This window comes from Bounagaea algeriensis, assembly GCF_054491375.1.
This window is the reverse complement of the sequence record NZ_CM137102.1, coordinates 3,394,657-3,414,942: the sequence shown is the minus strand read 5'-3', so window position 1 is coordinate 3,414,942 and position 20,286 is coordinate 3,394,657. Positions and strand designations below refer to the sequence as shown.

At 72.4% G+C, this 20,286-nt stretch carries 17 protein-coding genes; 10 read left to right on the top strand and 7 right to left on the bottom strand.

Annotated features, from left to right (window positions below):
* Positions 1-26 precede the first annotated feature (26 nt).
* Positions 27-1,712 (top strand): ribonuclease J, encoded by a 1,686-nt coding sequence (locus tag ACVGV2_RS15545; RefSeq protein WP_459166014.1) that lies wholly within the window; start codon positions 27-29, stop codon positions 1,710-1,712.
* A 163-nt stretch (positions 1,713-1,875) separates the two neighbouring features.
* Here ACVGV2_RS15545 and ACVGV2_RS15540 read toward each other — a convergent pair whose 3' ends face one another.
* A complete protein-coding gene (locus ACVGV2_RS15540) occupies positions 1,876-2,787 on the bottom strand; it encodes a lysophospholipid acyltransferase family protein (RefSeq protein WP_459163087.1) in 912 nt (303 codons plus the stop codon).
* Between the two features lie 110 nt (positions 2,788-2,897).
* Here ACVGV2_RS15540 and ACVGV2_RS15535 point away from each other — a divergent pair, with 110 nt between their 5' ends.
* A complete protein-coding gene (locus ACVGV2_RS15535) occupies positions 2,898-5,534 on the top strand; it encodes an FtsK/SpoIIIE family DNA translocase (protein WP_459163086.1) in 2,637 nt (878 codons plus the stop codon).
* Positions 5,535-5,716: 182 nt separating this feature from the next.
* Here ACVGV2_RS15535 and ACVGV2_RS15530 read toward each other — a convergent pair whose 3' ends face one another.
* Together ACVGV2_RS15530 and ACVGV2_RS15525 are read right to left on the bottom strand one after the other, a co-directional pair.
* Positions 5,717-6,238, bottom strand: coding sequence for an amino-acid N-acetyltransferase (locus ACVGV2_RS15530; protein ID WP_459163085.1), 522 nt, complete (start codon positions 6,236-6,238; stop codon positions 5,717-5,719).
* Positions 6,235-6,753, bottom strand: coding sequence for an amino-acid N-acetyltransferase (locus ACVGV2_RS15525; protein ID WP_459163084.1), 519 nt, complete (start codon positions 6,751-6,753; stop codon positions 6,235-6,237). The genes ACVGV2_RS15530 and ACVGV2_RS15525 overlap by 4 nt, the downstream gene beginning before the upstream one ends.
* Positions 6,754-7,098: 345 nt before the next feature.
* Between ACVGV2_RS15525 and pgsA the strand changes: the two genes are divergently transcribed.
* The 6 genes from pgsA to ACVGV2_RS15495 all read left to right on the top strand — a co-directional run bounded on the left by pgsA (position 7,099) and on the right by ACVGV2_RS15495 (position 12,669).
* Positions 7,099-7,746, top strand: a complete 648-nt coding sequence (gene pgsA / locus ACVGV2_RS15520; RefSeq protein WP_459163083.1) for a CDP-diacylglycerol--glycerol-3-phosphate 3-phosphatidyltransferase — start codon at positions 7,099-7,101, stop codon at positions 7,744-7,746.
* Complete coding sequence (locus ACVGV2_RS15515) at positions 7,743-8,243, top strand: CinA family protein (protein WP_459163082.1); 501 nt, start codon at positions 7,743-7,745, stop codon at positions 8,241-8,243. The genes pgsA and ACVGV2_RS15515 overlap by 4 nt, the downstream gene beginning before the upstream one ends.
* Positions 8,244-8,479: 236 nt before the next feature.
* A complete protein-coding gene (locus tag ACVGV2_RS15510) occupies positions 8,480-8,974 on the top strand; it encodes a helix-turn-helix domain-containing protein (protein ID WP_459163081.1) in 495 nt (164 codons plus the stop codon).
* Positions 8,975-9,503: 529 nt separating this feature from the next.
* Positions 9,504-10,337, top strand: coding sequence for a PspA/IM30 family protein (locus tag ACVGV2_RS15505; RefSeq protein ID WP_459166013.1), 834 nt, complete (start codon positions 9,504-9,506; stop codon positions 10,335-10,337).
* A gap of 11 nt (positions 10,338-10,348) precedes the next feature.
* Entirely contained in the window at positions 10,349-11,203 is an 855-nt protein-coding gene (gene pspM / locus ACVGV2_RS15500) for a phage shock envelope stress response protein PspM (protein WP_459163080.1), read from the top strand.
* Between the two features lie 203 nt (positions 11,204-11,406).
* Positions 11,407-12,669 (top strand): uracil-xanthine permease family protein, encoded by a 1,263-nt coding sequence (locus ACVGV2_RS15495; RefSeq protein WP_459163079.1) that lies wholly within the window; start codon positions 11,407-11,409, stop codon positions 12,667-12,669.
* 201 nt (positions 12,670-12,870) lie between these two features.
* Here the strand turns inward: ACVGV2_RS15495 and ACVGV2_RS15490 are convergent, their stop codons facing one another.
* The gene (locus ACVGV2_RS15490) at positions 12,871-13,842 is read right to left on the bottom strand and encodes a ParA family protein (protein ID WP_459163078.1); all 972 of its coding nucleotides are present in this window, start codon (positions 13,840-13,842) and stop codon (positions 12,871-12,873) included.
* A 102-nt stretch (positions 13,843-13,944) separates the two neighbouring features.
* Here ACVGV2_RS15490 and ACVGV2_RS15485 point away from each other — a divergent pair, with 102 nt between their 5' ends.
* Positions 13,945-14,676 carry a class I SAM-dependent methyltransferase gene (locus tag ACVGV2_RS15485; protein ID WP_459163077.1) on the top strand — a complete coding sequence of 244 codons (732 nt, stop codon included), beginning with the start codon at positions 13,945-13,947 and terminating at the stop codon, positions 14,674-14,676.
* Positions 14,677-14,908: 232 nt separating this feature from the next.
* Positions 14,909-15,322 (top strand): DUF3040 domain-containing protein, encoded by a 414-nt coding sequence (locus ACVGV2_RS15480; RefSeq protein WP_459163076.1) that lies wholly within the window; start codon positions 14,909-14,911, stop codon positions 15,320-15,322.
* A 77-nt stretch (positions 15,323-15,399) separates the two neighbouring features.
* On the opposite strand, the gene ACVGV2_RS15475 is transcribed toward ACVGV2_RS15480, so the two are convergent.
* From ACVGV2_RS15475 to ACVGV2_RS15465, 3 genes are all read right to left on the bottom strand, one after another.
* Positions 15,400-17,676: a transglutaminase TgpA family protein gene (locus ACVGV2_RS15475; protein WP_459163075.1), complete on the bottom strand. Its 2,277-nt coding sequence runs from the start codon at positions 17,674-17,676 to the stop codon at positions 15,400-15,402.
* Positions 17,673-18,917, bottom strand: a complete 1,245-nt coding sequence (locus ACVGV2_RS15470; protein WP_459163074.1) for a DUF58 domain-containing protein — start codon at positions 18,915-18,917, stop codon at positions 17,673-17,675. The genes ACVGV2_RS15475 and ACVGV2_RS15470 overlap by 4 nt, the downstream gene beginning before the upstream one ends.
* 80 nt (positions 18,918-18,997) lie before the next feature.
* Positions 18,998-20,200, bottom strand: a complete 1,203-nt coding sequence (locus ACVGV2_RS15465) for an AAA family ATPase (RefSeq protein WP_459163073.1) — start codon at positions 20,198-20,200, stop codon at positions 18,998-19,000.
* Positions 20,201-20,286: the final 86 nt, after the last annotated feature.

The following is a 20,286-nucleotide window of genomic DNA, read 5'->3' as shown; positions in this document are numbered from 1 at the left end:
CCACGGAGAACGGCCAGACCGCGGCCGTGTCGAAGTCGGCGCCCGCGCCGGGCCCGTTGGCGAGCGGGGGCCTGCGCGTGGTGGCGCTCGGCGGCATCGGCGAGGTCGGCAGGAACATGACGGTCTTCGAGCACGAGGGGCGCCTGCTGATCGTCGACTGCGGTGTGCTGTTCCCGGAGGACGACGCGCCGGGCGTGGACCTCATCCTGCCCGACTTCGGATTCGTCGAGGATCGCCTCGACGACGTGGAGGCGATCGTGCTCACCCACGGGCACGAGGACCACATCGGTGCCCTGCCGTTCCTGCTGCGGCAGCGTCCGGACATGCCGATCGTCGGCTCGAAGTTCACGTTGGCCCTGGTGGAGGCCAAGTGCAAGGAGCACCGGCTCTCCCCGGTGCTCGTCGAGGTCGCCGAAGGGCAGCGCGAGCAGCGCGGGGCGTTCGGGCTGGAGTTCTTCGCGGTCAACCACTCGATCCCGGACGCGCTCGCGGTGGCGATCCGCACGCCCGCCGGGACGGTCCTGCACACCGGTGACATCAAGCTCGACCAGCTGCCGCTGGACGGACGACTGACCGATCTGGCGGGCTTTTCCCGCCTCGGCGACGAGGGCGTGGACCTGTTCCTCGTCGACTCGACCAACGCCGAGGTGCCCGGCGTGGTGACCCCCGAACGGGAGATCGGCCCGGTGCTCGACGGGGTCATCGGCAAGGCGCAGCAGCGCGTCATCGTCGCGTGCTTCTCCAGCCACGTGCACCGCGTGCAGCAGATCCTCGACGTGGCCGCGGCCCACCGCCGCCGCGTGTGCCTGGTGGGGCGGTCGATGATGCGCAACATGAACATCGCCGCGGACCTGGGGCTGCTGCACGTGCCCAAGGGGCTGCTGGTGGACCTCGACGAGGCCATGGACATGCCCGAGCAGGAGGTCGTGTTCGTCTCCACCGGTTCGCAGGGCGAGCCGCTGTCGGCGCTTTCCCGCATGGCCCGGGGCGAGCACAAGCAGATCAGCATCCAGGCCGGGGACACGGTGGTGCTGGCCAGCTCGCTCATCCCCGGCAACGAGACCGCGGTGTTCGGCGTGGTCAACGGGCTCGTGCGGCTGGGGGCGCAGGTCGTGCACCAGGGCGGCGCGAAGGTGCACGTCTCGGGCCACGCCTCGGCGGGTGAACTGCTGTACCTGTACAACGCGGTCCGGCCGCGCAACGTCATGCCGGTGCACGGCGAGTGGCGCCACCTGAAGGCCAACGCCGAACTCGCCGAGCTCACCGGTGTTCCGAGCGAGCAGGTGCTCATCGCCGAGGACGGCGTGGTGCTCGACCTGGTCGACGGGGTCGCCGGCATCGCCGGACGGGTCGAGGTCGGTCACGTCTACGTGGACGGGTTGTCCGTCGGCGACGTGGGCGAATCGACCCTGTCCGACCGGCTCATCCTCGGCGAGGGCGGGTTCATCTCGATCACGGTCGCGGTGCAGGAGGGCACCGGGCGCGCGGTGTCCTCGCCGACGATCGCGGGCCGCGGGTTCTCGGACGACCCGAAGGCCCTGGACGAGGTCGTGCCGATGGTGGAGATGGAGCTGGCGCGGACCGAGGCCGAGGGCATCACCGACACGCACCGCATCGCCCAGGCGGTGCGCCGGGTGGTCGGCCGCTGGGTCGGGGAGACGTACCGCCGCCGTCCGATGATCGTGCCGAACGTGCTGCCGGTGAACGAGTGACGCACCCGCGGCCGCGGGGTGGCCGACTGGGGAGCGTTCGGCCGCGGGTGTTCTGCGGCGGGGTGTTCTGCGGCGGGGTGTTCTGCCGGCGGGGCGGGCACGACGATCTCCGGGGCTGTGCGCTGATCGCCCCGGCCTCGCACGGCCAGCGCGGACTTCCGCGTCATCCCCGCCAGGGGCAGGGCTTTCCCGAGGCCGGGCGCGTGGGGTCCTGGTGGTGCGGCCGTTCGGGTTCGTCCGCGCGCAACCGCGCCACGCCCGTGGTGAGTGCGCGCATGATCCGCGCGTGCGCGCGGGCGGCATCGCCGGTCCTGGCGGCATCGAGCCCGTCGAGGTCCACTGCTGGACCGAACCGCACGCGCAGCTCGGGGCGCCTGCGCATGCCCCGGACCCAGCTGCGCAGCACCGTCCAGGCTTCGGCAGCGGTGGCGACGTGCGGGAGTGCGTAGGGCAGGATCTCGTGCGCGCCCCACTGGCTGACCGGCACGACCGTGGCGCCGGTGGCCAGAGCCGTCCGGGCCGCGCCGGTCTTGCCGTGCTCCGGCCACATCCCGGGTTCCGCGGTGATCCGCCCCTCCGGGTAGACCACGATCGGACGCGGATCCTGCCGCAGCGTCTCCACGACGGCGGACAGCGCGTCGGTGACGTGCCGGCTTCCCCGGTCGGCGCGGACGTGCCCGCAGCGGCGGAGCACGGCGCCGAGGACGGGGAAGTCGAACAGTCCGCTGGTGGCGAGGAACCGCGGCGCCGTTCCGCGGCGGTGGCAGGCTGCGAGCACGACCAGCGCGTCCGCGTTGCCGATGTGGTTGGACACGAGCAGCAGCGGCCTGCGGGGATCGTGCTCCGGCAGGGCGCCGGTGACCTCGAGCCGCCCGGTCGCGGCGACGATCCCGCGGTCGAGTCGGATGAGCACTCGCCACAGCAGCGGCGCTTCGGCGCGGTCCAGCGCTGTGCGGCGCGGAGTTGGGCGGCCCGATACTGCGCGGCGCAGCGCTGCGCGGCGTGGGGAGTTCCGCCGCGGTTTGCCCGCCGCCGGGCGTGTCGGCTCTTCCGGTGCGGGTGGAACGGCCACCATGACCACAGGATCGCACGCCGCGGCCCGGTGCCGCGGCCCGACGGCACCGCGTGCGGGCACGGCTGTGGCTGGTGTGACGGTAGTGGTCAGGCGGGGATACCGTGTGGGGCATGGCGAGCCGAACGTCGAACGGGGCGAGCGCGACGCGTTCCAACGGCTCCCGAGCGAAGAGCACGGGGTCGAAGAGCACCGGATCGAAAACCACCGGCAAGAGCGGCGGCGGATCGACGCGCAACCGTTCCACCGGTGCGCGCGGCGGCGCGTCGAAGGGCAGCGGGTCCGCGTCGAAGAGCAACGGCTCGTCGGCGAAGAAGTCCCCGGCGAAGGCTTCCCCGAGCAGCCGCGGCGGGCGCTCCGGGGGCTCGGCCCGGAAGCGGACGCACCGGCCGAACGGTGCCGCGCGTGCCGCTGGTCGGGTGTTGCGCGCGCTCGGCCGCACTCGGGACATCGACCCGGCGCACCGCCGGGACGGCTTGGCGCTGCTGTTCCTGACCGTCGCCGTGATCGCGGCCGCTGGCGTGTGGGCGCACGCGGGCGGCCCGGTGGGCGAGTGGGTGGACCGCGGCCTGCGCGCGGCCGTGGGCTCGGCGGTCGTGGTGCTGCCGATCGTGCTGGCGCTGACCGCGGTGCTGCTCATGCGCACCGAGACGAACCCCGATGCGCGCCCGCGCGTCGTGGTCGGGTCCGCAGTACTGGTGCTGGCCGTGCTCGGCGTCCTGCACATCGCCTCCGGCAACCCGTTCCAGCCGGATCGGTGGCCCGAGGCGGGAGGTGCGCTCGGTTTCGTGGCCGGCGGCCCGCTGGCGCGCGGGCTGTCCGGGTGGGTGGCCGTGCTCGTGCTCGTGCTCATCGGCCTGTTCGGACTGCTCGTGCTCACGGGCACCCCGGTGCGCGAGGTGCCGCGGCGGCTGCGGCAACTGGCCGAGCAGGAGGAACCCGGCGGTTCGCGACGCCGGGAGGGCGAGCGGAGCGAAGACGGCGAGGTCGAGCCCGCAGCTGTCTCGCTGCGTCGTCCCGCGCGCCGCCGGCAGGGCGCCATGGCCGAAGAGCGCGAGGGCGCCGGGAACACCGCCGCGGCCGAGGAGCACGCGGCGACCGCGCGCACCGCTGCGGCGGAGGCCGCCGAACCGGCCGCGAGCGCGTCGAGCGGGAAGCGCAGCGCGCCCGCCAAGGGCACCGGTGCCGAGGACGGCGGCGCGGACGGTGGCGGCGCCGACGACGGGGGCAGCAAGCTGCGCATCAGCCGTACGGTCGAGGGCGACTACCAGCTCCCGCCGCTGGACATGCTCGAGGAAGGTGCTGCGCCGAAGACGCACAGCAAGGCCAACGACGCGGTGATCGAGGCCATCACCGGGGTGCTCCAGCAGTTCAAAGTGGACGCCCAGGTCACCGGCTTCACCCGCGGGCCGACGGTGACCCGCTACGAGGTCGAGCTCGGCCCGGGCGTGAAGGTGGAGAAGATCACCCAGCTGTCGAAGAACCTCGCCTACGCGGTGGCCAACGACAACATCCGGCTGCTGACCCCGATCCCCGGCAAGTCGGCCGTCGGCATCGAGGTGCCCAACTCCGACCGCGAAGTGGTGCACCTGGCCGACGTGCTGCGCTCGTCCGAGGCCGCCAAGGACGCGCATCCGCTGGTGATGGGTCTGGGCAAGGATATCGAGGGCCAGATGCTCACGGCGAACCTGTCGAAGATGCCGCACCTGCTCGTGGCGGGCTCGACCGGTTCCGGCAAGTCCAGCTTCGTCAACTCGCTGCTGGTGTCGCTGCTGGCCCGGGCGACGCCGCAGGAGGTGCGGGCGATCCTCATCGACCCGAAGATGGTCGAGCTGACCCCGTACGAGGGGATCCCGCACCTGATCACGCCGATCATCACCCAGCCGAAGAAGGCGGCGTCGGCGTTGGCGTGGCTGGTCGAGGAGATGGACCAGCGTTACCAGGACATGCAGGCCAACCGGGTGCGGCACATCGACGACTTCAACGCGAAGGTCCGCTCCGGCGAGATCACCGCGCCGCCCGGCAGCGAACGCGAGTACCGGCCGTACCCCTACATCCTCGCGATCGTCGACGAGCTGGCGGATCTGATGATGACCGCGCCGCGCGACGTGGAGGACGCGGTCGTGCGGATCACGCAGAAGGCGCGTGCGGCGGGGATCCACCTGGTGCTGGCCACGCAGCGCCCCTCGGTGGACGTGGTGACCGGGTTGATCAAGACGAACGTGCCGTCGCGGTTGGCGTTCGCGACCTCCTCGCTGACCGATTCGCGCGTGATCCTGGACCAGCCGGGTGCGGAGAAGCTCATCGGCATGGGTGACGGGCTCTACCTGCCGATGGGCGCTGCGCGTCCGATCCGCGCGCAGGGCTCCTACGTCTCCGACGAGGAGATCAATCGCCTGGTGGCCTTCGCCAAGGAGCAGGCGGAACCGGACTACGCCGACGGTGTGACCACCACCAAGTCGAGCGGGGAGAGCAAGCAGGTCGACTCGGACATCGGCGAGGACCTCGAGGTGCTGCTGCAGGCAGCGGAGCTGGTGATCAGCAGCCAGTTCGGATCGACGTCGATGCTGCAGCGCAAGCTGCGGGTCGGGTTCGCCAAGGCGGGTCGGCTGATGGACCTGCTCGAGTCGCGCGGCGTGGTCGCCCCCTCCGAGGGATCGAAGGCGCGGGAGGTGCTGATCAAACCGGAGGAGCTGGACAGCGCGCTGACCGCGATCCGCGGCGGTCCGGCCGAGGACTCCGGCGAGTGAACCGGACGCCGGCGGGGGCCGCTGCGCGCGGTGGTGTCAGCGCGCGGTGCGGGGCGGGACAACGGACTCGTCGGCCGCGCGGAAGGCGGCAGTCGCCGCAGACGGCGCGGACGGGCTGACCCGCGCCGCTCGACAGTGTCCGATGTGGACGCGATGTCGCCGGGCTCCGCGCTGCGAAGTGCTCACCGCCCGTCGAGGTCGAGCAGCATGCGCGTGTTGCCGAGGGTGTTGGGTTTCACGTGGGCCAGGTCGAGGAACTCGGCCACGCCCTCGTCCTGCGAGCGGCGCATCTCGGCGAAGACCTCGCGGCTGACCGGGGCTCCCTCGATCGCCCGGAAGCCGTGCCGCGCGAAGAACGCGGTTTCGAAGGTGAGCACGAACAGGCGAGGCAGGCCGAGTTCCTCGGCCAGGGAGATGAGCCGTCCGACGAGGCGGTGACCGACACCGCGCCCGCGGGCGGCCGGGCTCACCGCGACGGTGCGGATTTCCGCGAGGTCCTCCCAGAGCACGTGCAGCGCGCCGCAGCCGACGAGGGTGTCGCCGTGTTCGGCGACCCAGAACTCCTGGACGTCCTCGTAGAGGGTGACGAGTTCCTTGGCGAGCAGGACGCGGCCGGCGTAGGCGTCGACGAGCTCCTTCATCCGGGGAACGTCGCGGATCCGCGCACGCCGGATGGTTATGTCCGTTCCTGCATAGTCATTCATGCATTCATCGTAGACCGCGCGTCGAGCTCGAGTAGCATGCGCGTGTTGCCCAGCGTGTTGGGCTTGACCCGGGCGAGATCGAGGTACTGCGCGACGCCTTCCGAGTGCGCCGGCTCCGCCGTCTCGTCGGCGGACAGCGGTGTTTCGCGCACCGGCTGGAAGCCGTGCCGACCGAAGAACCGGGTTTCGAAGGTCAGGGCGAACAGCCAGCGCAGGCCTCCTCGGCGGGCGCGCTGCAGCAACTGGTCCATCAGCGCGCGCCCGATCCCCGCGCCGCGGTGCTGCGGATCGACCGCCATCGTGCGGATCTCACCCAGGTCGGACCGGAGCACGTGCAGCGCGCCGCAGCCGACGAGGGTGCCGCCGATCTCGGCCACGGAGAACTCCGCGAGGTTCTCGTGCAGCGTGGCCAGGTCCGTGCCGAGGACGGCCGTGCCCGCGTAGTGGTCGACGAGTTCCTTGATGGCGTCGACGTCCGCCGCCAGCGCAGGACGGGACTGTACCGATTCAATCACGTTTTCCCAGGCTAACGCCCTGACTGGCGGCCACTGCGGGTGGTCGGCGGAGCCGCGGCGGGAGCTTCGCACCGGGTCCGGTTCGCCCGGAGGCGGACCCCGACGTGGACGGCCCGCACCCCGTGCTCGATCCTGGGAGGGGCGCCAGTGGCGCAATCTCACGCTGCCGATGTAGTTCACGGGGGCTGCTTGTGTCCCGGAGGCTGTGACGCGGGGCTGTGACGCGGGCTGTGTCACGCTGTCGCGCGATCACGGGTGACACGGCGTGATCACGGAGATGTGAGCAGTACCTGTCGGAGCAAGAGTGGCGACCGCGATTTCGAGAGCACGGTTCGGGGAGTGACGATGACGGCCGACCGCGCGGCATCCAACCCGGCAGCCGGAGGGGCTGGTGGGTCCGGGGCGACTCCCGTCCCGCTGCTCAACATCGCCAACGTGTTGACCGTGGCGCGGCTCGCGCTCGTGCCGGTGTTCCTCTTGGCGCTGTTCTGGGCGGGCGGTCAGGACACGCTCTGGCGCGTCGTGGCCACGACCGTGTTCGTGCTCGCCGCGGTCACCGATCGCGTCGACGGCGACCTCGCCCGCAGGCGGGGGTTGGTCACCGACTTCGGCAAAGTGGTCGACCCCATCGCGGACAAGGCCCTGACGGGCTCGGCCCTGCTCGGTCTCAGCGCGCTCGGCGAGCTGTGGTGGTCGGCAACCGCCGTGATCCTCGGTCGAGAAGCGCTGGTCACCGGCCTGCGCCTGTGGGTCATCCGGCACGGCGTGATACCCGCCAGCCGGGGCGGCAAGCTCAAGACGCTGCTGCAGACCGTCGCGATCGTGCTCTACCTGGTCCCCGTGGACGCGCTGGCCCCCGCGCGCTGGACGCTGCTGGCGGCCGCGCTGCTGGTGACGGTCATCACGGGCCTCGACTACTGCGTGCAGGCGGTGCGCCTCCGCGCCGCGAACCGCCGGAGCGGGACGAACAGCCGCAACAGGGCGGGCGGATGATCCCGGAGGACCTCGGGCTCGACCCCGCAGCGGTGGCGCGCGTGCTCGACGGGTTGCGCACCCGGAGCGCGACGGTGGCCACCGCCGAATCGCTCACCGCGGGACTGGTGGCCGCCACGTTGACCGGCGTCGCCGGGGCGAGCGATGTCCTCCGAGGTGGTCTCGTGGTCTACGCCACGGACCTGAAGGCCGAGTTGGCCGAGGTCGACCGCGCGGTGCTCGACGAGCACGGCGCGGTGCACCCGCAGGTGGCCCGGATGCTCGCCGCGGGAGCGCGCCGGCGCTGCGCAGCGGATTGGGGAGTGGGGTTGACCGGGGTGGCCGGCCCGCGTGCTCAGGACGGTGTTCCGCCGGGCACGGTGCACGTCGGCGTGACCGGCCCGGAGACGAGCGCGGTGCGCAGCGTCCGCCTGGCGGGAGATCGGCACGAGGTCCGCGCTGCCGCCGTTCGGGTGGCGTTGGAACAGCTGGACCGGTCGGTGCGTTCTACCCAGTAGTGTGGGGGCGGGGAGCGCCGCTTCCACCATCGCACTGGGGGTGGGCTTCTGACTCCACTGGAACCGGGTCGACTGGAACCGCAGCGAGGATCCCGAGACGGAAGGGTTGTGCACGCGTGCGAGTCGTTCGCCCTCGGCGGACTGGGCTTGGATCGTTCTCGTTAAGGCCGCTGGATGAGTAACGTAGGGTGCGTTCACACGTCGCGACGGAGGCGACGGACGAAGGGAGGCGCGCGATGACCGTGATGTTGCGGGAAGCGGTCGGAGAACGGCTGCGCCGCGCCAGGGCCGCTCAGTCCCGCACCCTGCGGGACGTCTCGGGTGCGGCACGGGTGAGCCTCGGTTACCTCTCCGAGGTGGAGCGAGGACGCAAGGAAGCCTCCAGCGAGCTGCTCTCGTCCATCTGCGACGCGTTGGACCTCCCACTTCCGGAACTTCTGGTGACCGTCGCCGGCGACCTGGACAAGGGCATGGTCGCTCCGGAGGTCGTCGGACAGGGCGCGACCGAGGGCGAGCAGCTCGTGCCGAGCCTGCTCGGTGCGCAGCTGCCCGAGGGCGAGCTGGCCGGCGCGGCCACCCGGTCCGGAGTGGCCGGATCGGAGTGGGCCGATGAACTCGTCGAGGCGGAGCCACGGGCCAGTGCGGACGGCAGCACCGGGGACCTGCGGCTCCAGTCGATGCTCAGCCACCGCATTGACGCATCGGTGCGCAAGGACGTCGTTCCCGCCTGAACAGCGGGCCCCGTCCGGCGCGGGATGCGGCCGCACCCCGCGCCGGACGGACTCCGGTCGCAGCCGTGCGCCCGGTCGCAGCTGTGCGCGGGGTGCGGAGGTGCTGGCCGCCGGATGCTGTTGAACCGGGTGTGCTGCTGGAGCGCGCCGCCTGCGCACCGGCGGTAGTTGCGGAGGCCGCGGTGCGCGCCTGCCGGGGGCGGTGGTGCTCCGCGAACGCGGGGGCTGGCGAACGCGCCGCTGGTGAACGCAGGGACCGGCGAAGGCGCAGCTGGCGAACGCAGGGCTGCGGACGCAGGGGTTGAGAACGCAGGGGTTGGGAACGCAGGGAGCTGCGAGTGCGGCCCCTGCGGGTGCGGCGCGGCGATCATCGTTAAGCTCGCGGCAAATTTCCGAAGATCTTCCCGGCTCGGTGGAAGCGGTGGCGGTCACCTGACACGATGGACCCGTGGGTACGCCCCACGTGCACGTGGTCGTGCTGTGGTCCGGCGACGGCAGCCGAGCAGGGGACAGAAGGCAGGCGGAGGAGATGGCCAACCCGTTCGTGAAGTTCTGGAAGTACCTGATGGCGTCGTTCTCGTCGAAGGTCGACGAGCACGCCGATCCGAAGGTGCAGGTCCAGCAGGCCATCGAGGAACTGCAGCGGCAGCACCAGGACCTCCAGCAGCAGGCCGCCTCGGTCATCGGCAATCAGCGGCAGTTGGAGATGAAGCTCAACCGCCAGCTCGGCGAGGTGGAGAAGCTCCAGTCTTCGGCCAAGCAGGCTCTGCAGATGGCCGAGGACGCCCGCGCGCAGGGGGACGAGCAGCAGGCGCAGAAGTACGAGGAGAGCGCGCAGCAGTTCGCGAGCCAGCTGGTCAGCGCTGAGCAGAGCGTTGAAGACCTCAAGTCGATGCACGATCAGGCCCTGCAGGCCGCCGACCAGGCCAAGCAGGCCGTGGAGCGCAACTCCCAGCAGTTGCAGCAGAAGATCGCCGAGCGCACGAAGCTGCTCAGCCAGCTGGAGCAGGCCAAGATGCAGGAGCAGGTCTCGTCCTCGCTCAAGCAGATGAACAACATGTCGACCGCGGACAGCAGCACGCCGACGCTCGACGAGGTGCGGGACAAGATCGAGAGCCGGTACAGCACCGCCCTGGGCGAGGCCGAGCTGGCGCAGAACAGCGTCGAGGGGCGCATGGCCGAAGTCGAGCAGGCCTCGATCGACGCGGCGGGGACGAACCGGCTCAACCAGCTGCGCGCTTCGCTGGGCAGCAGCAGCGGTACGAACGATCAGCAGCAGGTGACCGGGGGAACGAGCGGTGCTGCGGACACGCCGGCGGCTCAGCCGCAGCAACGGCAGAACCCGCAGGCCGACCAAGCCTGAGAGGAAGCGCCGTGGGCCGGGGCAAGCACGAGCTGGTCGAGTGGGGGCTCTCCACGGCCACACGCGTCGGGCAGGAAGTGCTGCCCGAGGTGCGCAAGCGCGTCGCGCGGTGGCGCGACCCCCGGGCCCGGTTGTTGCGCAAGCGCCGCTGGAGCAAGCGCACGGCCGCCGGTAGCGGCGTCGCCACGGGCGTGTTCGGCGTGGGCGCAGTGGGCTCGGCCACCGCCGAGTTCCTCGTGCCCGTCCTGCAGTACTCCGCGGCGACGGGCTTCGGCGGTCTGGCCGTGCTCAGCGGTGCCGGTGCCGTGGGAGCGGGCATGCGCTACCGCAGGCTCAAGCGCGAACCACTGCCCGAAGCCGCTCCGGAGCCGGTGGCGTTGCCGCCGAGCGATTCCGCGGCGCGGGAGCCGATGCGCCGGCTGCGCGACGCGGAGCAGAGCCTGCACCAGGCCTTGGAGGGATTGCACCGCTCCACTGCGGTCTCCGACAGCGTCGCGGTCACCGAGGCGCGGGGCACGGCGGATGCCACGGCCCGCGAGCTGCGGCACGGCGCGGACCGGCTCGTCGCCGTGGAGGCAGCGCGCGAGCACGCCCCGAGCGAGCAGCGGGCGCAGCTGGACGGGGACGTGCGGCGGTTGCGCGGCGAACTGGACGAGGGCGTCGAGGAGTACGGCAAGCTCGTGGCCGCTGCCGGGCGCGCGGTCGCGGCGAGCGACGCGCCGGAGCAGCGGGACCTGTTGCAGGACGCGACCGACCGGTTGGCCGGTCTCGCCGCAGGATTGCGCGAGGTCCTCGGCGAGGACGGGAACGCGAACGGAACCGAGCGGTCGCTGGAACCGCCCTCGTGGCGGGACGATTCCCGTTGAATCACCGGCAGCGGCCTGGTGCGGCGTAGCTACACCGGCCGTCCGCCGGCTACTCGTCCAACCGGCTACCCGTCGTAGAACAGCACGGTGCGTCTCGCCCGTCTCGATGGCTTGATTGTGCGAGCTGATCGAGTAATCTCCCCGATATCGCTACTAGGCGTGACAGATCGTTCGGATGCCTGGAATGTGTCGGGGGAGGCAACGTGGCGTTGTGGACCGTGCACGGCAACGGTCGACGCCCGCTGCACGATGCTGTCGTCGCTACCGAGGAGCGGCTGAGCTGGCCGGTCACGATCGGTTTCGGGGTCCAGCACGCGGTGGTCATGTTCGGCGGAACGACGCTCGTTCCGCTGCTGACGGGATTTCCCGTGTCCACCGCACTGCTGTTCTCCGGACTGGGAACGCTGCTGTTCCTGGTGCTCACGCGCTACCGCGTGCCGGGCTACCTGGGCGCCTCGCTGGCGTTCGTCGTGCCGCTGAACGCGGCGGTGGAACACGGGGCGGCCGGTTCGGCGGCTCTGCTCGGCGGCATCGTGACGGTGGGCCTGGCCGTGCTCGCCGTGGGCGTGGCCGTGAAGGCGCTCGGGGTACGCCTGCTCGAAGCCGCCCTGCCGCCGGTGGTCACGGGGGCCGTGGTGCTCATGTTCGGGGCGAGCCTCGCGCCCCGCGCGGTGTCCGCGTTCGACGGTCATGCCGCGCCGGGCGTGGTCACCGTGGGCACCATCGTGCTCATCGCCGTGTGCAGCCGGGGCATGTTGCGCCGCAACGCCGTGCTGCTCGGCATCGCGGCGGGCTGGATCTGCGGCGCGTTCACCGGGGCGATCCCGGCCGAGCGAATGGCGCAGCTGAACGCAGCCAGCTGGGTCGGGCTGCCGGAAGTCGTCGCGCCGGAGCTGCACCTGTCGGTGATGCCCTACGTGCTGCCGCTGGTGATCGTCCTCGTCGCCGAGCACGTCGCGCACATCAAAGCGGTCGCGGTCAGCAGCGGCCGCAACCTCGATCCGCACATCGGCAACGCGCTCATCGGAGGTGGTGCTGCGAGCGCGCTGTCCGCGGCGGGCGGCGGTGCGGCGCTGAGCAACTACGGGCCGAACGCGGGACTCATGGTCGCCACGCGCGTCTACTCCACGGCCGCGTGCTTCGTCGCGGCGGTCGTGGCGGTGCTCGTGTCGTTCTGCCCGAAGGTCAGCGCACTGCTGAACACGGTGCCGCCCGGCGTGGTCGGTGGTGTGCTGCTCGCGCTGGGTGGACTGCTGGCGCTGGTCGGGGTGCGGGTGCTCGCCGAATCAGCCGTCGACCTGGCCGACCCGGTGAACCTCCTCGTGCTCGGCACGGCACTGCTCGCCGCGGTGGGGGACCTGACGCTGTCGCTCGGCGGGCTGCGCATCCCCGGCCTGGTGTGGGGTTCGGTCGGTATCGTCGTGCTCTACCCGCTGCTGCGCCGGATCGCCGACCTGCGCGGCTGAGGCGGGCTGCGCGGCTGAGGCGGGCTGCGAGGCGGGCCCGGCCGAGCGGACATTTCTCGAGAAACGTCGCCGACATTTCTCGAGAAATGTCCAAACTCCTGGTCGGGCGGGGTTCAACTGGGAGGTGGTGCGCCGCGGTCCGAGGGTGGGAATCAGCGGTCCGTGCGCTCTGCGGCAAGCCTCGTGGCAGGAAAGCGGATGCTAGGCCTCGAGGTTCTCCTCGTCGAGCTCCTCGTGGTCTTCGGCCACCTGCGCGGCGGGATTTTCCTGCGCGCCCGGGGTCTCCTGCTCGTCCGGGGTCTCCTGCGCGCCCGGGGTCTCCTGCTCGTCCGGGGCCTCCTGCGCGTCCGGGTCCTCCTGCGAATCCGGGTGCTCCTGGGCGGCGGGGTCGGTGCGGCCGCCGGCGCGCAGGGTCCGGGCCAGCAGCAGGTTGAATGCCAGCGCGATCTCCCGCGCCCCCGGGGTGTCCCAGCGGTGGATCGGCATGCAGGCGCCCTGGGTCTGCTGCACGGCGAGCCTGTCCGGAAGCGACACCGGCATGACGAGCGGGCCGAAGATCTCGCGCAGCTCCTCCACGCGGAACTGGTGCTCCTGCGAGCGCGCGCGGATCCGGTTGACCACGACCCCGAGCGGCTGCAGCGCCGGGTTGCGCTCCTCCCGCTCGGCCTGCACCGCTTCGAAGGCACGTTGGACCCCGGAAACGGCGAAGATGGTCGGTTCGGTGACGAGCAGCGCGCGGTCGCCGGCCACGAGCGCCGAGCGGGTCATCCGCTCCAGGGACGGTGGGCAGTCCAGCAGCACCAGCTGGTATGGCGGTCCGCCGCCCGGGTCGGCAGCCTCGTCCAGCGCCGACAGCGCCGTTGTCAGCCGGCCGAGGTGCGCCCCGTCGTCGTACTGCGCGCCGTCTTCGGAACCGACGAGGACGTCGACGTCGTCGTCCCAGGAGGTCGGGCTGATCGCGGCGCGCAACGTCTCCGCCCCGGGATCGGCGAGGACGTCGCGGAGGTCGGCCTCGGTCTCGCCGGGTTCCAGGCACGCCGTGGCGTTGCACTGCGGGTCGAGGTCCACCACGAGGGTGCGCACTCCGCGGCGCATCGCGGCCGAGGCCAGTCCGAGCGTCACGGTCGTCTTGCCTACGCCGCCTTTGAGGCTGAGCACTGCCACCGTCTGCACGGTTCCGCAGCCTACGGGCTGCTCGGGCGTGTTGGGCAGGCGTCGTGATCGCATCGGCACGCCGCCGCGAGGTGCGCGGCCGGCTCGGATTACGCTCGGGCCATGCGATCCGACGCCGTTCACCGCGTGCTGGAAGACGAACTCACCGAGGCGCGGCACCGGCGGGGAGGTGACCCGCCCCAGGTGCTCGATGTCGGCGGCGGCAGTGGCGTGTGGGCCGTGCCGCTCGCGGCGACGGGCTGCGTGGTCACGGTCGTCGACCCCAGCCCGAACGCGTTGGCGATGCTGCAGCGCCGCGCGGCGGAGGCGGGCGTTTCCGAGTGGATCAACCCGGCCCAGGGCGACACCGATGCGCTGCGCAGCCTGTCCCCGGAAGGCGGGGCGGACCTCGTGCTCGGTCACGGGCTGCTGGAGTACGTCGACGACGTGGCGGCGTCGCTGCGCACCATGATCGCGGTGACCGCGCCGTCCGGTGCGGTGTCGGTCCTCGTCGCCAACCGGTACGCGGCCGTGCTGGGGCGCGCTCTCGCTGGGCACCTGCCGGAAGCGTTGAACCTGTACCGGAACGCCGACGGCCGGGTGGCGGATTCGGCCGAGCCGCTGCAGCGGCGGTTCGACACGCAGAGCCTCACCGCGGCGTTGACGGAAGGGGGGCTGGACGTGGAGCTGATCCAGGGGCAGGGCGTGCTCAGCGACCTGGTGCCCGGATCCACCGTTGAGACCAACCCGAAGGCGCTCGAGGCGCTGCTGGAGCTGGAGCGCGCGTCCTCGGCGCAGTCCCCGTTGCGGGACATCGCGACCCGGTTGCACGGCATCGGACGCGTGGTCGGCTGACGCCGGGGTGTCCCCCGGCTGCGCTGGCGTACCGTCCCGATGGCAAGATCATTGCCCCGAGGGGATGATGTCGGCAACCTCGCACCGCCCCGGCTGCGAGACCGGGTAGTCGTTGCGTCGCGGGCACCGTATCCTCGTAAGTGACGCCCCCAAGCGTTCGCCGGACCGGCTCGCGACCGAACGGATGGTGCGGGTTCCCGGCGCCACCGAGACCTGTGCCGGAGGAGGAGCTATGCCACTCTCCGAGCACGAGCAGCGAATGCTCGACCAGATCGAGCGCGCGCTCTACGCCGAGGATCCGAAGTTCGCGTCCACCGTGCGCGGACGAGTGCACCGGCCGTCCCGCCGGCGCCGCCTGCAGGGCGGTGTCGTGTTCGCGCTCGGCTTGGTGCTGCTGGTGGTCGGTGTGGTGATACCGGTCAAACCGGCGGATATTCCCGTCGTGAGCGTGGTCGGCTTCCTCGTGATGTTCGCCGGAGCAGTGTTCGCCCTCACCGCCATGCGTGGCGGTGACGACGAGGAGAACGGTGCACAGGGAACAGGTGAGCAGGATGGCGGGGGCGGACGAAAAAAACGTGAGTCACGTTCCCGAAGTTCGCTTTCGCAGCGCATGGAGGATCGCCTCCGACGGCGGTTCGAACGGTAGATCCCCGCAGTACCGTGCCTTCGCCGGCCGTGCCGAGTCGCGGCCGGCGAATTCGTGCGCGGTGCCTGCCGGGCCCCTCAGCGCCGCGGGAGGAGACCGCGCGGTCCCGCCAGCACCGACCGCGGGAACAGCCGGCGGTGCCACGGCAGCGGTGCGGCGCGCCGCAGCCCGTCGAGGGCCGTGTCCAACGCGGTCCGCAGTTCCTTCGGGGCCGGTTGCGGCACGGCGGGCGTGCCGGCCGGGGCGTACCAGGCGTGCTCGACGACGTGGACCAGCTGCCGCAGCGCTCGCCGGCTCGGCTCGTCGAGCCCGTGCTCCTCGGCGAGGCGCGTCGCGGCCATCCGCGCCGTTTCGGCGGAACCGGGCCTCGCCCCGCGATCGGCGAACGCGTCCTCCACCTCGCGCCACGCCTGCCCCGCGGCCTCGGCTCCGCCCGCCGCGGCCTCGGCTCCGCCCGCCGCGGCGTCGCGGCGCCGCTGTTCGCGCCGCAGGCGTCGCACACCGGCAGGAACACCGCACGCGGCAGCGGCGAGCACGACCACGCTGGTGAGCACCGCCGGCCAGGCGGCGCCGCCGTGGTCCTCCGCGGTCTCCTGCGGCGGAGGGGCCGAGGGGTCCTGGGGTGCGGGAGCGTCGGTGTCCGGTGCGGGGGAGTCCTCCTCGTTCGGCGGGGTGGCTTCCGCGGGGGGAGGTGACTGCTGGTCGAGGTACTGCGGCACGTCGGTGCGCCCGTCGTCCAGCGGCGTCGGGTCGAACGTCTGCCACCCCCAACCGGGGAAGTAGGCCTCCACCCAGGCGTGCGCGTCCTGCGTGGTGATGCTGCGCTCCCCGTCGCCGTTCGGCGTGCCGGGGGTGAAGCCGACGGCGACGCGCGACGGGATGCCCACCTCCCGCAGCAGCGCCGCCATCGCGGAGGAGTACTGCTCGCAGTAACCCCGGCGGTTGTGGAACAGGAAGTCGGTCAGACCGTCGGATCCGGAGGCAGGGCCGGTGCTCTCGTCGTAGGTGAAACCGTTGCCCCCGTCGGTGAAGAACCGGTTGAGCCGCACCGCGCGGTCGAAATCGGTGGGCGCGCCCGCGGTGATCCGCCGGGCGAGCTCGCCCGCCCGGTCCGGGATCCCGCTCGTGTCCAGGTAGGCGGGCGCGACCGCTGCCGGGCCGTCCGCGTTGCGCAGGTCCTCGGCGCTGGGCTCGGGCAGCACCATCCGCTCGGTGTAGGCCTGGCTGTCCTGCTGGTGCTGGGTGAACACGATCCCGGCTGCGGGGTCGTAGCGCCACTCCGGGCCCATGCCGGAGACGCCGGTGGGCACGCCGAAGACCGGCAGCCACGGGTCGCGGTAGCTGACCGGCTGGATCCGCACCCGGGCCCTCTCGCCCTCGGTGATCGAGGTTCCCTCGGGCATCGGCAGCTGCGAACCGGCCGGGACACCGCGGGTGAGCCCGGCCAGCGACCAGCCCCGGCGCGGGTCGAAGTCGCGCAGCGTCATCGCGCGCAGGTACGTGCCCTCCGGCAGTCCGCGCACGCGGAACAGCTCGGTCGCATCGTCCTGGTTGAGCTGGCCGCGCAGCGAGGTGAACGGGCGCAGTCCGATGCCTTCGGTGCGGGTCGTGCTGTTGGGGCCGCCGACGGGGAAGCGGCCCTGCGTGCCCACTCCGGTGAACGCCACGCCGCTGACGAGGCCGAGTACGACGGCCATCGCCGCCGCGGTCACCCCGACGGGGCCGAACAGGCCGCGGAGCACGCGTCCCGGCCGTTCCCGCCTGCGCCAGTGGTGCTGCCGCGCGTCGGCGGCGAGCAGCAGGGAGAAGCCCGCTGCGGCCAGCGCGAAGGTCCACCACGGCAGGAGTTCCCCCGACAGCGCCGCGGGGATCGCGAACACGCACAGCAGCACCAGCCCGGCCACGGCCGCGGCGCGGGCGGTGAGGACGATCGCGTCCACCGCGACCGCCACGATCCCCAGGCTCAGGCACAGCAGGAAGTGCAGCGCGCGTTCCGCCGGTACCGGTGGCACTCCGGTGCTGATCACCTCACCGGCCCGGCCGAGCAGCTCCGCGAATTCGCCGAGGCTCTCCGGAGTGGGGACGAACCCGAGCAGCGCGCGGTCGGAGAACAACGCGGTCAGCAGCAGCACCAGTGCGGCGAGCTGGGTGAGCGCGACCAGTGCCGGGTGCCAGCGCAGGGTGCGGGTGAGCACGCTGACCAGCACCACGCCGAGCACGGTGCCGAACGTCGGCGCCATCCAGGAGGCGTCGGCCAGCACACCGGCGAACGCCGCCGACGCGCACAACACGGCCACCGCCGCGGCGAGCGCGGTCACCAGCGACGTGTCCAGCCGCCACGAGCGCGGGTTCACGGTGCTGCTCCTTCCGCGGCCTCCGTCCCGTCGACCGAGCACAGCCGCTGCCACGCCGTCGTCACGGACATGTCGGGCGTGACGACCACAGCGGTCCAACCGGCCGCCCGCAGCCGGTCGGCGGCGCGGTGCGTGCCGGCGCTGCCGTCCGACTGCCCCGACCAGCGGTCGACGTCCAGCAGCAGCGCCAGGCTCTGCGCCCCCTCCGGACGCAGTCGGCTGAGCTCGGCCGCCCCGGACGCGGTGAGCTCGCCGAGCACGGCGACGAGTTCCTGCCCGTCGCCGGGGTCGTCGGTGAAACCGAGGTCGCGGTGCGCGCTGGTGCGCACCCCGGCCAGCGCGTCGAGGACCCGGTCGTTGCCGTCCGGGCCGGCCGCCGCGGTGTCCAGCTGCTGGGCGTCGTCGGTGATCAGCTGCACCGGGCGCTTCGAGGAGCGCAGGTGCAGCCAGATGCTCGCGGCGGCCGAAACGGCCCATTCGAGGCTCGCCTCGGCGCCGCTGCCGCGGTGGGCCGGGCCTCGCAGGTCCAGCAGGACGGTGGTGCCGCCGTGCCAGGGGTGCTCGTCGACCCGGACCATCAGTTCCTGGCGGCGGGCCGTGGACTTCCAGTGCACCCGGCGCAGGTCGTCACCGCGGCGGTACTCGCGCACCATCGCGTCGTCCACGCCCCGCCCCGGCAGCGGGCGGCTGCTGCCGCGGGCTCCTTGCCCGTGGCCCGTGCCGGGCGACATCCCCTGCAGCGGCACGGTTCGGGGCAGCACCGTCAGCCGGGACGGTTCGGCGATCTCCTCGCGCGCCTCGGCCATGCCGAGCGGGTCGGCCACGCGGGTGGTCAGCGGCCCTAACCGGTAGTTGCCCCGCAGCCGGGGGTGCACGGTGTAGTGCACCGCTGCGGGGGCGTTGCGCGGCAGCGCGTCCAGTCGGAAGTGGCTCGCCGCCGGCAGGCCGTGCGGGGTGCGGTCGGACAGGACCAGGCCGCCGGAGGGCAGGTGGCTCGCGGCGGCGACCTCCAGGCGCACCTGCACCGGCTGCCCCGTTTCCACCCGGGCCGGCGCGACCTCACGCCGGGCGTGCAGCGCGCGCCGGGTGCGCAGGGTCCACGCCGCTGCCAGCAGCGGCAGGGCGAGCACGAAAGCGGCCACGCGCAGCAGGTCGCGCTCGTCGAGCAGAAGCGCGCTCACCACCGCGGCCAGTCCGGCCGCCAGCAGGCAGCGCCCGCGGATCGTCAGGCCCGACAGCATCAACGATCAGTCTCGCCCCTCATTCGGAATCGCACGCGGTGCAACGGTGGTGACGCCGCGGGACCTCCGGCACGTGCACCCTATCCTGCGCTGCGCGGCACCGGGGTGTCCCGGAGCAGTCGCCGCACCAGCTCCGCGGCGGACTTGCGCGCCGAGCGGGCTTCGCTGGTGAGGACCAGCCGGTGCGCGAGCACCGGCACGGCGAGGTCCTGGATGTCGTCGGGGATGACGTAGGAACGCCCCGACAGCGCGGCGTGCGCGCGGGCCGCTCGCACGAGGTGCAGCGTGGCGCGGGGCGAGGCGCCCAGTCGCAGTTCGGACAGCGACCGGGTGCCCGCGACGAGCTCGACGACGTAGCGGCGCAGTTCGGTGCTGATGTGGATCGCGCGCACGGCCTGCGCGAGCTCGCGCACCCGTTCGGCGTCGGTCACCGGCGAGAGCTTCTCGAGCGGTTGGTGGCCGGAGTGCTCGTCGACCATGGCCAGTTCCGCCTCGGCTGCCGGGTAGCCGACCGACACGCGGGCGGTGAACCGGTCGCGCTGGGCTTCGGGCAGCGCGTAGGTGCCTTCCAGCTCCACCGGGTTCTGCGTGGCCACCACCATGAACGGCGCGGTCAGCGAGTACGTCTGGCCGTCCACTGTGACCTGGTCCTCCTCCATGCACTCCAGCAGCGCCGACTGGGTCTTGGGCGAGGCGCGGTTGATCTCGTCCCCGACGACGATGTTCGCGAAGACCGCTCCCGGGTGGAACTCGAAGGAGTCCGAGTTGCGGTCGTAGACCGACACGCCGGTTACGTCGCTGGGAAGCAGGTCGGGTGTGAACTGGATCCGGCTGACCGAGCAGTCGATCGAGCGCGCCAGCGCCTTCGCCAGCGAGGTCTTGCCGACCCCGGGCACGTCCTCGACGAGCAGGTGTCCCTCCGAGAGCAGAGTGATCAGCGCGAGGCGCACGACTTCGGGTTTGCCGACGACGACGCGCTCCACGTTCTCGGCGATGCGGTGGATGGTGTCGGCCAGGGCCGCCGCGTCCGGAGCGCTGGCCTGGCCGCTCCCGGTGTCCAGGCCGCTCCCGGTGTCCCGGTTGGTCCCGGTGGTCCGGTCGGGGCCTGCCTGCTCGCCCGCCGCGGAGCGCGCGGATCCCGGGGTGTGCTCGGTGCTTTCGCCGTGGGCTCGACCGCTGGCGGAGGCCGCCTGCCCGGACCCCACCTGCCCGGACTCCACCTGCCTGCTCCCGTCGACCTGCCCGCTCGTCTCGGCGATCCGGGAGGGGAACGGGTCGCGCATGAGTGCCTCCAAAGGTGGGTCGGACTCGGGGACGGGTCGGACTCTGGCGTTCGTGCACGGACGAGGGCCGCTCGCGGCCGCGTGGG